The sequence below is a fragment of the Janthinobacterium sp. PSRC1-1 genome (genome assembly GCF_049897525.1).
GTDB lineage: Bacteria > Pseudomonadota > Gammaproteobacteria > Burkholderiales > Burkholderiaceae_D > Janthinobacterium > Janthinobacterium tructae.
The window spans coordinates 210,460-223,788 of the sequence record NZ_JAFCWK010000002.1 but is presented as its reverse complement, the minus strand read 5'-3'; the positions used below and the strand labels follow the sequence as shown (position 1 = coordinate 223,788).

General features: G+C 61.8%; 17 protein-coding genes. 5 read left to right on the top strand and 12 right to left on the bottom strand.

The window, feature by feature from the left end; all coding sequences use genetic code 11:
• Positions 1 to 201: 201 nt before the first annotated feature.
• Entirely contained in the window at positions 202 to 1,110 is a 909-nt protein-coding gene (locus ACP7DW_RS04585; RefSeq protein ID WP_426054088.1) for a LysR family transcriptional regulator, read from the bottom strand.
• Positions 1,111 to 1,211: 101 nt separating this feature from the next.
• Between ACP7DW_RS04585 and ACP7DW_RS04580 the strand changes: the two genes are divergently transcribed.
• A complete protein-coding gene (locus tag ACP7DW_RS04580; protein ID WP_426054087.1) occupies positions 1,212 to 2,648 on the top strand; it encodes an amidase in 1,437 nt (478 codons plus the stop codon).
• A 17-nt stretch (positions 2,649 to 2,665) separates the two neighbouring features.
• Here the strand turns inward: ACP7DW_RS04580 and ACP7DW_RS04575 are convergent, their stop codons facing one another.
• Positions 2,666 to 3,088: a DUF2061 domain-containing protein gene (locus tag ACP7DW_RS04575; RefSeq protein ID WP_426054086.1), complete on the bottom strand. Its 423-nt coding sequence runs from the start codon at positions 3,086 to 3,088 to the stop codon at positions 2,666 to 2,668.
• A gap of 164 nt (positions 3,089 to 3,252) precedes the next feature.
• Complete coding sequence (locus ACP7DW_RS04570; RefSeq protein ID WP_426054085.1) at positions 3,253 to 3,654, bottom strand: nuclear transport factor 2 family protein; 402 nt, start codon at positions 3,652 to 3,654, stop codon at positions 3,253 to 3,255.
• A gap of 92 nt (positions 3,655 to 3,746) precedes the next feature.
• On the opposite strand from ACP7DW_RS04570, the gene ACP7DW_RS04565 reads away from it, so the two are divergent.
• On the top strand, positions 3,747 to 4,331 hold the full coding sequence (locus ACP7DW_RS04565; protein WP_426054084.1) for a TetR family transcriptional regulator: 585 nt from the start codon (positions 3,747 to 3,749) through the stop codon (positions 4,329 to 4,331).
• A gap of 36 nt (positions 4,332 to 4,367) precedes the next feature.
• On the opposite strand, the gene ACP7DW_RS04560 is transcribed toward ACP7DW_RS04565, so the two are convergent.
• The 6 genes from ACP7DW_RS04560 to ACP7DW_RS04535 all read right to left on the bottom strand — a co-directional run bounded on the left by ACP7DW_RS04560 (position 4,368) and on the right by ACP7DW_RS04535 (position 8,390).
• Complete coding sequence (locus ACP7DW_RS04560) at positions 4,368 to 5,729, bottom strand: chitinase (protein WP_426054083.1); 1,362 nt, start codon at positions 5,727 to 5,729, stop codon at positions 4,368 to 4,370.
• Positions 5,730 to 5,990: 261 nt separating this feature from the next.
• Positions 5,991 to 6,179 (bottom strand): hypothetical protein, encoded by a 189-nt coding sequence (locus ACP7DW_RS04555; protein WP_426054082.1) that lies wholly within the window; start codon positions 6,177 to 6,179, stop codon positions 5,991 to 5,993.
• 203 nt (positions 6,180 to 6,382) lie between these two features.
• Complete coding sequence (locus ACP7DW_RS04550) at positions 6,383 to 6,565, bottom strand: hypothetical protein (RefSeq protein ID WP_426054081.1); 183 nt, start codon at positions 6,563 to 6,565, stop codon at positions 6,383 to 6,385.
• Between the two features lie 802 nt (positions 6,566 to 7,367).
• Positions 7,368 to 7,838, bottom strand: a complete 471-nt coding sequence (locus ACP7DW_RS04545; RefSeq protein ID WP_426054080.1) for a hypothetical protein — start codon at positions 7,836 to 7,838, stop codon at positions 7,368 to 7,370.
• Positions 7,839 to 7,892: 54 nt separating this feature from the next.
• Positions 7,893 to 8,177 carry a hypothetical protein gene (locus ACP7DW_RS04540; protein ID WP_426054079.1) on the bottom strand — a complete coding sequence of 95 codons (285 nt, stop codon included), beginning with the start codon at positions 8,175 to 8,177 and terminating at the stop codon, positions 7,893 to 7,895.
• A 72-nt stretch (positions 8,178 to 8,249) separates the two neighbouring features.
• Positions 8,250 to 8,390: a hypothetical protein gene (locus ACP7DW_RS04535; RefSeq protein WP_426054078.1), complete on the bottom strand. Its 141-nt coding sequence runs from the start codon at positions 8,388 to 8,390 to the stop codon at positions 8,250 to 8,252.
• 357 nt (positions 8,391 to 8,747) lie between these two features.
• On the opposite strand from ACP7DW_RS04535, the gene ACP7DW_RS04530 reads away from it, so the two are divergent.
• The 3 genes from ACP7DW_RS04530 to ACP7DW_RS04520 all read left to right on the top strand — a co-directional run bounded on the left by ACP7DW_RS04530 (position 8,748) and on the right by ACP7DW_RS04520 (position 11,116).
• Positions 8,748 to 9,326 (top strand): hypothetical protein, encoded by a 579-nt coding sequence (locus tag ACP7DW_RS04530; protein WP_426054077.1) that lies wholly within the window; start codon positions 8,748 to 8,750, stop codon positions 9,324 to 9,326.
• 66 nt (positions 9,327 to 9,392) lie between these two features.
• Positions 9,393 to 10,127: a response regulator gene (locus tag ACP7DW_RS04525; RefSeq protein ID WP_426054076.1), complete on the top strand. Its 735-nt coding sequence runs from the start codon at positions 9,393 to 9,395 to the stop codon at positions 10,125 to 10,127.
• Between the two features lie 11 nt (positions 10,128 to 10,138).
• The gene (locus tag ACP7DW_RS04520; protein ID WP_426054075.1) at positions 10,139 to 11,116 is read left to right on the top strand and encodes an ATP-binding protein; all 978 of its coding nucleotides are present in this window, start codon (positions 10,139 to 10,141) and stop codon (positions 11,114 to 11,116) included.
• A 72-nt stretch (positions 11,117 to 11,188) separates the two neighbouring features.
• Here ACP7DW_RS04520 and ACP7DW_RS04515 read toward each other — a convergent pair whose 3' ends face one another.
• From ACP7DW_RS04515 to ACP7DW_RS04505, 3 genes are all read right to left on the bottom strand, one after another.
• A complete protein-coding gene (locus ACP7DW_RS04515; protein WP_298402168.1) occupies positions 11,189 to 11,545 on the bottom strand; it encodes a carboxymuconolactone decarboxylase family protein in 357 nt (118 codons plus the stop codon).
• A gap of 22 nt (positions 11,546 to 11,567) precedes the next feature.
• The gene (locus ACP7DW_RS04510; protein WP_071077404.1) at positions 11,568 to 11,759 is read right to left on the bottom strand and encodes a YgaP family membrane protein; all 192 of its coding nucleotides are present in this window, start codon (positions 11,757 to 11,759) and stop codon (positions 11,568 to 11,570) included.
• Between the two features lie 229 nt (positions 11,760 to 11,988).
• The gene (locus ACP7DW_RS04505) at positions 11,989 to 13,314 is read right to left on the bottom strand and encodes a sigma-54 interaction domain-containing protein (protein ID WP_426054074.1); all 1,326 of its coding nucleotides are present in this window, start codon (positions 13,312 to 13,314) and stop codon (positions 11,989 to 11,991) included.
• Positions 13,315 to 13,329 lie beyond the last annotated feature (15 nt).

Below are 13,329 nucleotides of genomic sequence, written 5' to 3'. Positions count from 1 at the left end.
AAATTCAGATTTTGCAGCAGTGGGAAAGACGAACGTCACAGCTATGCAAGCGACAAGTATGCAAGTTTGGATCGTCCATGCGGCACTGCGCCAAGCTGGACACCGGCGCGCAGCGACTCGATCCATGTAGCGAAAATTAATAACTAACTTAGTTAGTAATAAAGCGAGACAGTATACGGCCTGATGATCCTTGTCAATGGCTCAATCCGGTTTTTCGTTCCACTCCATGATGCGCTCGCGCAGCCAGCGGTGCGCCGCGTCCAGGTGCATGCGCTCGTGCCAGACCATGGCCATGTCGTAGTCGGGCAGGGTGACGGGCGGCTCCCACGTGCGCAGCGCGCCCAGCGCATTCTTCAGCAGGCGCGACGGCAGCAGGGCCACCATGTCGGATGCCGCCAGCAGGGGCGGGACGATCAGGAAATGCGGCACGGACAGCACCACCTTGCGCGTGCGCCCCAGCTGTTCCAGTGCCGTGTCGACATTGCTGCGGAAACCGCCGCCATTCGGCGAGACGACGATGAATTCCAGCGCGCAGAACTGCTCGAGGTCGGGCGGCGCCTGCAGCAGCGGGTGGTCGCGCCGGCCCGCCAATACATAATGCTCGGTGAACAGGGTGCGGTGGCGCAAGCCCGGCGGCGCTTCTTCCTGCGCCAAAAAGCCCAGGTCGACCTGGCCGCTTTCCAGCTCGTGCGCCATGCGCGCCGGCACCGCTTCGAACACGGCCATGCGCGACAGGGGAGCCTGCATGCGCAGGGATGCCAGCAGGGGCAGCAAGATCGCATACTCGGCGGCGTCGGCCGCCGCCAGATTCCAGCGCACCTCGGCGGTGGCCGGATCGAAGGCCGATTCCGGCTGCAAGACTTGCTCCAGCTGGGCCAGCACGGCTTGCAGCGGCGCGAACAGGGCCAACGCGCGGGCCGTGGGCAGCATGCCGCGCGGACCGGGCAAGAGCAGCGGATCATCGAAGGCGGTGCGCAGCTTGCCCAGCTGCACGCTGACGGAAGGCTGGCTCAGGTGCAGCCGCGCCGCCGCCCGCGTGACGTTGCGCTCGATCAACAGCGCGTTCAGGGTCAGCAGCAGGTTCAAGTCCAGCTTGTGCAAATTGCTCATGACTATACCTTGTATGTTAACTATTCATTTCCACTATGATAGCGCAAGCCCTACAGTTGTTCCTGTGATCCTCACCCTTCATCTTTTACAGGAGCTAACCGATGCAACTGCATGAATATACAAGCTTTGATGGTCTGGGACTGGCCCAGCTGCTGCGCGAAGGCAGCGTCTCGGCGGCCGAACTGCACGACGCCGCCTTGCGCGCCTGCGCCGCCGTCAACCCGCGGATCAATGCCGTGGTTGAGCTGTGGCCGGCCGATTTTTCCACCCTGGACCATACGGCGCCGTTCGCCGGCGTACCGTTTCTGATCAAGGACGTGGCCATCACGATGGCGGGCCAGCGCAGCGAAGCGGGCAGCCGTCTGGGCGCCGGCCATGTCGCGCCCATTGATTCCCATCTGATGACGCAGTTCCGCGCCGCCGGGCTGACGACCTTCGGCCGCACGAGTACGCCCGAAATGGCCTTTGCCACCACCACGGAAGCCGTTTTATATGGCGCCACGCGCAACCCGTGGAACGTCAGCTTGAGCGCGGGCGGCTCCAGCGGCGGCGCGGCGGCGGCCGTGGCGGCGGGCATCGTACCCCTGGCGCATGCGACGGACGCGGCAGGTTCCATCCGCGTGCCGGCCGCTTCGACGGGCCTGTTCGGCTTGAAACCGAGCCGTGGCCGGGTCTCGAATGGCCCCGCCATGGACGAGATCTTCAGCGGCCTGGGCGTGCAGCTGGGCGTGAGCCGCACGGTGCGCGACAGCGCCGCCTTGCTCGACTGCGTGCAGGGCGTGATGGCAGGTGAACCGTATGTGACGCATGCGCCCAATGTCACCTGGCTGTCGCAGGTGGATGTGGTGCCGGGCAGGCTGCGCATCGGCGTACAGCGCATGGCTTCCAATGGCGCCCGACCCGTGCCTGCTGTCGATACCGCCCTGCAAGACACCGTGCGCCTGCTGGAAAGCCTGGGCCACCACGTGGAAGAAGCAGCGCCCGCGCTGGGCGTGTCGTGGCCAGCCTTCGTGCATGCGAATGCCCGCATCTGGTGCGCCAACCTGGTACCGTGGATAGCTGTCCTGGCGCAGGAAAGCGGGCGCGCCGTGTCGCTGGACAACCTGGAGCCGGCGACCCTGGCCTGCTACCAGTACGGGCAGACGGTGTCGGCCGTCGATTTCGTCGCCGCCCTCGACCTACGCAATACCGTCACGCGCCACGCCGCCGCCCTGTTCGGCCAGTACGACGTCTTGCTGACGCCCACCATGCCGGATGTGCCATGGCAACTGGGCCGTTATGGCAAAGACGAGGCACAGCTTGATGGGCTGGGCTGGACGGCGCGCCTGTTCGAGCACTCGCCCTACACGCCGCTGGCCAACGTGGCGGGTTTGCCGGCCATGTCCGTGCCGCTGGCCATGTCGAATGAAGGGTTGCCGATCGGCATGCAGTTCATGGCGGGCTATGCTCAGGATGGAACGCTGCTGCGCCTGGCAGGGCAGCTGGAGCGGGCGGCGCCATGGCTTTCAAGGCGGCCACCCGTTTGGGCGGGCAATTAAGAAGGGGAGGAGGAAGACTACAGGGCGGCGAGGCGCGCCGCACCCCGGTTTTCCAGGCGCAAGCGGACTTTTTCCCACAGCCGGTCGTGGAAGGGCAGGACGATCACGTTGCAGATCGGTTCGACCACGGCCAGCAAGCCGCCGAAGGCCATGGAACCGGTGGCCCAGTACATGACGCCGAACGCCACGCCCATGTGCAGCGCCGTCTGGCTCAGCTTTTCGCCGGCCAGGGCGGCAAAGCCCAGGCGGCTGGCGGCATGGCGGCGGCGGATCGCGTGCCAGGCTTTTTCATGCCATGGCAGCAGGGCCACGTTGATGATCGGTTCGATGATGGCGGCCAAGCCACCGAGCGCGAGCGACCCCGTCAGCAAATAGGCGAGGCCGAAGGCGATCGACATGTGCGTGCAGACCTGGCTGAATGTTTTGATGGCAGTGAACAAGGGAGGCTCCTTTCTGTTGAATTCGCTTATCCTTGATTTAGATAGTAACGATTCTCATTTACAAAAGGAAGTAAAATATTTCAACTGAATCCATAGATTGAAACTATGGATTGAGAATAATCAATTGCCCCTACGGCCGGCGCATCCATCTGCGGCCATCGCCGTCAACGTATCGCCGTCGCCTGCGACCAGACAGCTTGCCAGCGCCCATCGCGCCATTCATAGCTATCGATATGCCAGTAGCGCGACCGGGGTATGGCCTGGCCGCCGAAATTGATTTCCAGCTGGGCCTGATAGCGCAGGACAGCCGCGTTGCCATACAGGCGCACTGCGATCTCGCCCGGTTCCCAGCTCAGATAGCGCATGTGGCCTGCCGCGATGGCGCCCAGATATTCCTCGCGGGACAGCATGCTGCCGATGGGCGTGACCAGCTGGAAGTCGTCGGCGTGCAGGGCGCGCGCCGCCTGCGTATCGGCGGCCACGAGGGCGCGCAAACGGCTGCGTTCCGTGTGGCGCAGCAGGTCCATCTGCTGTTCTTCAGTCAGTGCGGCATTAAAATCGTTCACGGCAGTCCTGTTCGAGTAGGTGATTGACACTTTGACGTTTTTTGTCCAAAAGTCATGTTGACACTATATATCCATAGTGTCAACATGCCAGCATGTCACTCCACACCCTGAAAACCCAGCGGATACTCGATGCGGCGCTGGCCGTGTTTTGCCGTTACGGCTACCGCAAGACCTCCATGCTCGACATCGCGCAGGCGGCCGATATGTCGCGCGGCGCGCTGTACCTGCACTTCAAGAACAAGGAAGACGTGTTTCGCGCCGGCTCCGAACGGGCGCATGCCAGCGTGATGGCGCAAGTGGCAGCGGCGCTGGCCGAACCCGGCCCCGTGTTCACGCGCATCGAAACGGCGCTGCTGGCATTCCAGCAAGGCTTGATGGCGGACATTTCAGCCAGCGCGCATGGGCAGGAATTGTTCGATGCCAACATGACCCTGGCCGCCGACATCACCTTGAGCGCGCGGGCAACCTTGGTGGCGTCATTGGCCGGCGCGCTGGAACAGGCCGAAGCGGCGGGCGATATCGCTCTGCGGCGGGTGGACGCGACTGCCGCGCAAGTGGCCGCCTTGCTGGTGGCCAGCATGGATGGCATCAAGCACACGCAAGGGGGAGGGGAGGCGCTGCGCCAGGGCATTGCGCTGCAGATGCGCGTGCTGGGCGCGGCGCTGCTGCGCATGTGAGCATCGCGGCTCCCATGCGCAGTCGGACAAAGGCGGTTACGGCAGGGTCTTCAGCACATTCTTGGTCGGCACGGAGAAATTATAGTTGTCGTGACGGTCCCAGTTGATCGACCACGTCATCACGCCGCGGAAGTCCGGATACGCCTGCAGTGGCTTGATGGTGCCGCAATTGAGCAGGCGCGTCAGGCAATTCAGGGCGTTGCTGACGTCGGCATTCGTCGTAAAACCCGAGCCGGCCGAGCTGCGGCCCGACGGCACGCCGAAGCCCACCTGGTCCGGACGCAGGCCGGCGAAGGTATTGCCGCCATAGTTAAAACCTTCGATCAGCATGCGCGCCGTGGCCACCAGCTGGTCGGCCGAACCGGCCTTGATGGCGCCCGTGGCGTACGGCGTGTAGATGTCGCCATTGTTGTAGTACTGCGGGTGCAGCACCGTCAGTTCGCTGCGCAAGGCATTGATGATGGGAATGTAGGCGCCCCAGATGCTGCCGTAGCTCGTATATCCCCCCTCCACATACACCCATTCCGGCGCCATCGACAGATAAAAGCTGCTGCCGACCTTGGTTTTCAGGTTTTTCACGGCGAGCGGCAGATAGGTCTGGATGGCCGCGCCTTGCGCCACGCCATTTTCCAGGTCCAGGTCGATGCCGTCGAAGCCATATTTGGTGATGATGGCGTACAGGCTGTTCGTGAAATTCGTCGCTTCGGCCGTGTTGCCGACAGAAACGGAGCCGTTTTGCCCACCCAGCGACAGGATGACTTTCTTGCCTTTCGCCCGCTTGGCGGCCACGTCGGCGATGAACTGCGCTTCCGTGCCCGCGCCCGGATCGATGGTCAGGCTGACATTGCCGCCGCCCGCGTTGTCGCCGAACGAGACGACGATCACATCCCATTCGTCGCTGACCTGGCTGATCGGATACGTGGCGCCGCTGGGGTTGGTGAAGTTGTGCCAGTAGCCGATCAGCGCATGTTTCGCCAGGCCGGTGGGGGTCGGGGTCGGGGTCGGGGTCGGAGTCGGAGTCGGGGTAGGTGTCGGGGTAGGTGTCGGGGTGGGAGTTGGCGTAGGAGTCGGGGTAGGCGTTGGGGTGGGGGTGGGAGTCGGCGTAGGTGTTGGCGTGCCGCAGTCTCCCACCACCGTCCAGGGCTGGCCGCTGCCGGCGCCGCCGCTGCTGGTCGATGGGTTATTGCCTTGCGTCCACCAGTTGGCCGTGTAATTGACGTTGTTATCACTGGCCTTGGCGCCGCCATTGTAGGCGGTGCCGCTGTTCCACGGCGTGTAGCAGGCCACCGCTTCGGCGGCGCCGGCCAACAGCTGGCTCGCGCCTCCGCTGGCGCCGTCACTGCCGCCGCCGCAGGCGGCCAGGCTACCGCCGAAGAGGGTAATGATGAGGCTATTCATGACTGTCCGGTGCATCGCATCTCCTTGTGTGTTTTTAGTATGGCCGGGCGGCTGGACACCGTCCGCTGTTTCAGAGTGCAAGCATTGCAAGTGGTCGTCAACTGGTTTTATTCTTTGCGAAAGATCACAATACCAGTTGCAGCCGTACCCCAGAGGATGGGCGATGCGGGCCATACCAGTGCCTGTTTTCGAGTGCGCTGGTATGGTGTACGAAAGAGCGCCGGGAGCAGGGTGGGGAAGGGCGGAGTACTCTCGCAACGGCTACGGCGCTGTTTCCTTGCGCAAATCGGCATACGGCACGCGCGACAGATCCAGCAGCATCCGCGTCAAGGCCACGGTTTCGCGCTGCATCAGCCCGTAGACCATCTGGGTCACCGTACCGATGCCATAGCTGAGCTGATAGGTCGGCGCCTTGGCATAACTTAGCGTCGGTAGGCGTTGCGCAGCCACGAACGTCTGGCCTGCATCGGGCCAGGCCCCCCCTGCGCACTGTATAGCCAGCCGAAGGCAGCACGCCGGGCCGCTCGCCATCGAGCACTTCCAGGCCCCAGTGTTCCGCCTCCACCGACCATTGCCGCAAGCTGACCGGTTCAAAGCGCAGTTGTTTGACACCGGCGCGCGCCAGGCGTTCATGCAACACGTCGATATACGCTTCATGCCGGGGCGATCCTGGACAGGAATTGCGTGGCGTCGACCGTCACGGCAGCGTTTGCAGGCTGGGCGCGCGAAGGCCATGGGCCGGGCTTGCTGGCACAGGCGGACAAGGCGGTCGCGATGGCCAAAGCGGCGCCCGCGCGCAGCAGATAGCGTGAAATATTGTGAGACTTTACCTTCATAATCACCTGCAAACCCCTGATTTCATTATTGTGTTTCACCGAAAAAAACGTCGAGGAAGTCAAGGCATGCCCGGCAAAAAAGATAAGGCGGGCAATCTTACACGAGCACGTCCCGGCACACACATTGTTATGGATTTGCAATGCAATCGTGCGCAACGTGGACGATGGCGGCGGCAAGCCGCGCGCGGCGCTGCCTTGCGTCCAAGGCGCAAACATGACGCAAGCCGTCCGGAAAGCGATTGCTGGTGCGGCAAGCACTGTGCTGTGCCGTCAACGCGCCGCGTCCGTTGAGCCATGCCTGGCCGCCAATGCCCGGTCAAGTCCATCGAAATGGTCCGCATGGACAGTTTGGCCCAAGGCACCAGCCAAATACGCCGGCGCACGGTAGCCGTGGCAGATCGCGGCCGAAGTTGCGCAGCCACACGAGCAGCTGCACGGACGCACCAGATCTGCGGCCAGACACAGCGCACACCAGCGCTGCGCGCGGCAGGCCAGCAGGCACGCAGAACCGCCAGCATTGCACCCGCAGACTGACGCGCAGCGCGCGGCAGCAAACACCTGGAATCCTGCGCGCCAGCCTGGAGCTGGCCAGCGTATCGAAGCGCAAAGGGACTGCACAAGCCCATGACGAAAAAGTCAGGGTGCCAGGCGGCGCGCGAAGGGCTAAAATCGCATTTGCGATTGTACAAGTTGCAAAAAGGGGCATTTGACGAATTTATCCATAACTTCGCATAATTTATATTATGTAAAATTATGGAATGAAGAGGAAGGTACTTTTAGTTTACCCTGTACCATCTAAAGCTTAGTTGTCAAACCTCACGCCGTAGCCCCCAGCAACGAAATCGCGAAAAGAAATTTCGTTGCCAGTGGAACAGTTATATATTGCCTCCTTAGTATCATCACCTTCATCGCACATTCCTGTTCTACTATCACATTTACCGCTATTGACTCGCACTATGTCTTCGCGCACGTACTCGCAATCATGAGCAGTCAAGTAACGCTTGAAATTTCTCAACTCAGTTGATTCAATATATTTATAGGTAAATAGTGCAAGAGCGGGCAGGTAAAAAACTACGAGGAAAATCCAATCCTCTGTCGTAATCCCTCTTGAAGCGTTCGATCGTCTGCTCAAGAAATAAAAAAGTAACGAGGTAAAAAGCAACACTAGAGCAAAAATCAAATGGTCTTCTATCAAAAAAAATGAAGTGCCATAAGAAACAACAAAGCCGTAAACAAAAGTCTTTTCCGGTAAGCGATGAACAAAGCTTTGCATAGGGAGTTTCCCTTGAGATTTTCACTCTTGACACCTTACCATCATACAAATACGTTAGTCACGTATTAAAATCCCCACGTTTAGCCCGGCCACAAATGCTGTGACAGCGTATTTCATCTCTAAAGCATCTTTCGCAGACGCGCAGACGAAGACAATATCGTGCCTGTTAACTGCCCATTTTGGCACCCCAAGCATGTACATAAAATCGCCAAGCATTCTCGTGCGGTTCACTGCCGGCCAGTTTATCCGCCTGGAATTGCAAATGATCCGGTACTGCTTGCGGAATTCATCCTCAATTTTCTTAAGTATCCGCAGTGAATCAGCGTCAAAATTTGCCAAAGCACGTCCCTCCTCCCCGTCAATCAAGGTGGAGTAACTGTCAGAACGGATAATCGTCCACCACTTGTGGCATTAGCGGAAGTAGCGTTTCTGGTCAAGCGCCCTGCACTGCATTTCCTTCCCGCAGTATTTCGCTATGTAGCTGGCGATCTTGTGCGCCCCGGCCACGCCGAAGCCGAAACGGTGCGGGTCGCGGACGTGGACTTGCCCCATCTGTTCGCCGTTCGGGCCGCGCCCCAGGATGCCTTTTCAGTGTTTTAATGCAAGTTCACGGTCCAGCATGTTTTCTCGGTAGGTCAACGTCACCATGCGATCAGCACCGATTTGCTTGCAGCAAAGTCATACATTCTTCTTTGCGCGCCTGCCCGCATCGTCATCATTCGCTTCGCGCTGGCTCGATTCGCCGCGTTTTCCTCGTGGTTTGCGCTGTATAGAGCAAGTGAACAACCCCCTTTTATTTCAAATGATACAAACATGCTACAAAGCTGTTCAATAGTTTCGCGGATTCCTGCCGTTGACCTATGCAAGGCATGAACAACAACGTTCTGCCGCACCAACAGGAGAGATCGTATGGCAGGAATATCAGCAGTCAGCGGCGGTACGGGATTTATCCCTACGCAAAGCAAAAAAGAAGTCACCAGCGCGGCGAGTGCCGCAGAGCAAAAGGTCGCCGCGCCGGTCAGCGAGCCGCCGCAGGGTGCCAATGCGGAAGTCGCTGGCGCGACGGCCAGCAAGGCGCCGAACGGCGCGGCAGCGTTGTCGAACACGCTGCAGAGCCAGTACGACGCCTCGCGCGTAGACACGTCGGCTGTCGATGGACGCGCCGCCAAGACTGAGACCGGCAGCGCCGACACGGCCAAAGCCGGCGGTACCGAACAGGCCGGCGCGGCTGACGCGTCGGCCGTCAGCGATGACGCCAGCCTCACCGCTACGGCGAGTTCCAGCGAGACTTACGAAGCCGAAGACAAGAACGAAAACGGCGAGGTCACCGAGCAGGAGCGCGCGGACTACAAGGAAACCAACGCCTATCTCAACAAGCATCCCGAAGCCGCTGCCAACGCAAAAGTCAAGGTCGCGGTCGATGCCTACGTGAATGGCGCGGCATCCTTCGCCGAACCACCACGGTCCGCCATTGCGACACAGGCCTGACACTACAATGGTGGGTATCAGTTAAACTGCTCCCGCTTACCGTTTCGTTCCTGTTTCAAGTAGACCATGCCAACAACTGCCGAAGTGCTCATCGTCGACGATGATCCCGATATCTGTACCCTGCTAGTCGCCTATCTCGGTGATTTCGGCATCCGCGCCCAAGCGGTCCATGACGGCACCGCGATGCGCTCGTCTCTTGCCCGGCAGCGCTTCGACATCATCATCCTGGATTTGATGTTGCCGGGTGAAGACGGCCTGTCTCTGTGCCACAGCATCCGCTTCCTGTCTGATATTCCCATACTGATGCTCACGGCGCGGGGCGAGCGCGGCGACAAGGTGGCCGGACTGGAGGCTGGCGCCGACGATTACGTGATGAAACCGTTCGACCCGCGCGAGCTGGTGGCGCGACTGCACACCATCTTGCGGCGCATTCGTGGCCGCGGCGTGGGAGCGCCGCCGATGCTGGAGCGCAGGCCGCCGCCGGCCAACGACATCTGCTTCGGTGGCTGGCGGCTGAACCGCGCCACTCGCGAACTGACCTCGCCCGCGCAGTTGCTGATCCCCCTGTCCTACGGTGAATTCCGGCTGTTGTCGGCGTTCATCGAGAAGCCGCAAAGTGTCCTCAGCCGTAGCTATCTGTTGAGTGCGGCGCGCGGGCGCAGCATGGAGGCGTACGACCGAACCATCGACTTGCTGGTGTCCCGGCTGCGCCAGAAACTCGACACCGACAGCACGGCCAAGCCGCTGTTGCGCACTATCCGCGGCGAGGGTTATCTGCTCGACGTGGCATTCGACGCATGAGGTTCAGGTTCGTGGACACGCTGTTCTCTCGCCTGTTCGCCTTGGCAGTGGGCGCCATCGTGGCCAGCCACGCCATCGCCTTTGGCCTGTTTTTCATGCTCTATCACGATGCGGCTCGCTGCCACCCGCAGCCGCCGCTGGGCGGCGTGGTCATCGGAGTCGTCACGGAGTTGTTGGCACTGGCCACGGCCGCCTGGCTGGGCGCGCGCAGCATCGCGCGTCCGATCCAGCAATTGGCGGCCGCCGCAGTTGAACTCGGCAACGACGTGAACCGCTCGGCCCTGCCGGAAAGCGGCCCTGTCGAGGCGCAGCTGGCGGCGCGCGCTTTCAACCGCATGCAGTCCGATCTGCGCCAGCAACTGGCTGCCCGCGGCCACTTTCTCGCCGCCGTTTCGCACGACCTGCGCACCCCGCTGACGCGAATACGGCTGCGCGTCGAACAGTTGGCCGAGCCCGATGTGCGCGCCCAACTGCACGCCGATGCCACCGAGATGGCCGCCATGCTCGACGCCACACTGGAGTATCTGCGCGGCGAAGCGGCCGTCGAGGTCCCGGCCATGCTCGATGTGCAAGCCCTGGTGAGTTCAATGACTGAAGATTATCATGAGCAGGGACACGCCATCGAATGCGCAGGCGTCGTCACGCCCATTCTGGCGCAGCCAATCGCGTTGCGGCGCGCCCTGGCCAATTTGATGGAAAATGCGCTGCGTTACGGCGGCATGACGAAGGTTGAGTGCGCCATGCACCCATCCGGACTGGCCATCACGATCCACGACCAGGGCCCAGGCATTCCGGCCGCCGAACTGACCGCCGTCATGCAGCCGTTCTACCGCCTGGAGTCGTCGCGTAACAAAGCCAGTGGTGGCGTGGGCCTCGGATTAGCCATCGCGTGCGAAGCCATCGAGAGACAGGGCGGCACGCTCACCTTGTACAACGCCCCCGAAGGCGGCCTGGTCGCCACAGTGCTGTTGCGACCGAACAAATGTTGAGCGGCGCCAGCCGATGCGCATCCGTTGCGCGTGGTCAATGCCTGCACGAACACCGCAGCCGACCGAATCCCCTCACGCCGGGGCCGAGAATTCCTCGAATGCCGCCAGCGCATTGGCGCAATACATCGCCGACGGCCCGCCGCCCATGTAAATGGCCATGCCCAGGGTTTCTTCGAATTCGGCCCGGGTGGCGCCCAGCTTGACCAGGGCCTGCACATGAAAGCCGATGCAGGCATCGCAATGGGCCGCGATGCCCAGGGCCAGCGCGATGAACTCCTTGGTTTTCTTGTCCAGCGCACCATCGCGCGTTGCCGCGCGCGCCAGATCGCCAAAGCCTTTCATCACGTCGGGAATATCCGCGCGCAGGGTCGCCAGTTGTTGCGACACCGACTGCGTCAAGGCGCGATAGCCGCCAGCTTGCGTGCTCATGTTGTCACCTCCGTTGCCCGCGTCATTTTTTCACCGCACAGGTACGGATGCCAAATGGCAGATACGCGGGACAGAAGCGGAAAATGCCTGTCGCCAGGGGAATCACACCCAGCCAGCCCCAGGCGCCGATGGCACCGGCCAGGGTGGCCACGATCAGGCCCAGCCCCAGCAGTATCCGAATGGCACGATCAATATTGCCGACGTTCGCGTTCATGGTCTTGCTCCTCAATGGTTAATCTGCCTAAGCGTTGCGATGACAACACGCGACACACGCCCAAGTTTCAGGTATGCGTCATGCTGCTATCTGAGCATATTTCATGCCAGCGTTACACCATGTGAGGATAGGATAGAAAACAGGGACTTGGGGCGATGCGGCAGGCAGCAGCGCGCTGCCAGCCGACGGGTGGCACTGCCACACTGGCAGCATGGCAGTGCTGCCAGGCCTAGGCGATACCCAGCGCTTTCAGGCGGCGGTACAAGGTGCGCTCGCTGAGGCCCAGGTGCGCCGCGAGTTCCTTGCGCGTGCCGCCGAAGCTGGCGTGCAGCTCGGCCAGCGCGATGCTGTCGCCGCGCACCGGCGTGGATGGCGCGGCGCCCTGCTCCACCGGCGCCGCCAGCAGTTGCTCGACGCGGATCACGCCATCATCGGCGAACAGGCTGGCCCTGTCCAGCACGTTGCGCAGTTCGCGGATATTGCCCGGCCATGGGCGTTGCTGCAACTGCGCCAGGGCTTGGGCGTCTAGCGTCAGCGTGCGCTTGCCCGCGCCCGCGCGGCGCAGGAATGACTGCACCAGCAAGGCGATGTCGTCGGGCCGCGCGCGCAGCGGCGGCAAGGCGATGGGAAAGGCACTGATGCGGTAATACAAGTCCTGCCGGAACTCGCCCCGCGCCATCATGTGTTCCAGCGATTTGTGGGTCGCGGCGACCAGGCGGAAATTGGCGTGCTGGGTCTCGACGCTGCCCACGCGCCGGTAAGTGCCCGACTCGATCAGGCGCAGCAGCTTGACTTGCATGGCAAGGGGCACGTCGCCTATTTCGTCGAGAAACAAGGTACCGCCTTGTGCCGTATCGACCAGCCCCGGCTTGCGCGAAGTCGCGCCCGTGAAAGCGCCCTTTTCGTGTCCGAACAATTCGCTTTCGAACAGCGTTTCGGTCAGTCCGGAGCAATCGACCACGACGAACGGTCCTGTGGCCCGCGCGCTGTTTTCGTGTACGGCACGCGCAAACAGTTCCTTGCCCGTACCTGACTCGCCCAGCAGCAGCACCGGCAGCATCGACGGCGCGACCCGCTGCAATGCCTCCAGCACCCGGGTAAATGGGGCGGAACGGCCCACCAGTCCCTCCTCGCTGGGCTTGGCCGAAGCGCTGCGCACCACTTCCAGCCGCTCGACATACGCGGTAATGCTGCCGCCGGCATCGAAAATGGGACGCAGTTCGACGGCGACGTGCTCGGGGCCGCGCGGCGTATGGTGGATGTGCAGCACGCGGTCGGGTCCGCGCAGTTCCTGCGCTTTCTTCATGGGGCAATGTTCGCCGGCCTGGTCGCAAGGGGCATCGTAATGATGCGAGATGCGGTAGCACTTGTGGCCGGTCACGGGCTCGCCGATGCTGCCAAATTGCCGCTGGTAGGCGACATTCGCGGCCAGAATCGTGTAATCGGGATCGAGCACGATCATCGGCTGGGCCTCGTGTTCGAGAAACGAGATCAGCGATTGCACCATGGGCGCGCTGGGGGATGGCTCGATGCGGGTGACCGGTGGCGTTGGCATGCTGGCTCCTTGTTG

Coding starts and splice junctions, on each gene's coding strand:
- ACP7DW_RS04585 (WP_426054088.1), bottom strand. CDS start 1,110: ATGAGCAATTTGCACAAGCTGGACTTGAACCTGCTGCTGACCCTGAAC.
- ACP7DW_RS04580 (WP_426054087.1), top strand. CDS start 1,212: ATGCAACTGCATGAATATACAAGCTTTGATGGTCTGGGACTGGCCCAG.
- ACP7DW_RS04565 (WP_426054084.1), top strand. CDS start 3,747: ATGTCACTCCACACCCTGAAAACCCAGCGGATACTCGATGCGGCGCTG.
- ACP7DW_RS04560 (WP_426054083.1), bottom strand. CDS start 5,729: ATGAATAGCCTCATCATTACCCTCTTCGGCGGTAGCCTGGCCGCCTGC.
- ACP7DW_RS04550 (WP_426054081.1), bottom strand. CDS start 6,565: ATGAAGGTAAAGTCTCACAATATTTCACGCTATCTGCTGCGCGCGGGC.
- ACP7DW_RS04545 (WP_426054080.1), bottom strand. CDS start 7,838: ATGCAAAGCTTTGTTCATCGCTTACCGGAAAAGACTTTTGTTTACGGC.
- ACP7DW_RS04535 (WP_426054078.1), bottom strand. CDS start 8,390: ATGGGGCAAGTCCACGTCCGCGACCCGCACCGTTTCGGCTTCGGCGTG.
- ACP7DW_RS04530 (WP_426054077.1), top strand. CDS start 8,748: ATGGCAGGAATATCAGCAGTCAGCGGCGGTACGGGATTTATCCCTACG.
- ACP7DW_RS04525 (WP_426054076.1), top strand. CDS start 9,393: ATGCCAACAACTGCCGAAGTGCTCATCGTCGACGATGATCCCGATATC.
- ACP7DW_RS04515 (WP_298402168.1), bottom strand. CDS start 11,545: ATGAGCACGCAAGCTGGCGGCTATCGCGCCTTGACGCAGTCGGTGTCG.
- ACP7DW_RS04510 (WP_071077404.1), bottom strand. CDS start 11,759: ATGAACGCGAACGTCGGCAATATTGATCGTGCCATTCGGATACTGCTG.
- ACP7DW_RS04505 (WP_426054074.1), bottom strand. CDS start 13,314: ATGCCAACGCCACCGGTCACCCGCATCGAGCCATCCCCCAGCGCGCCC.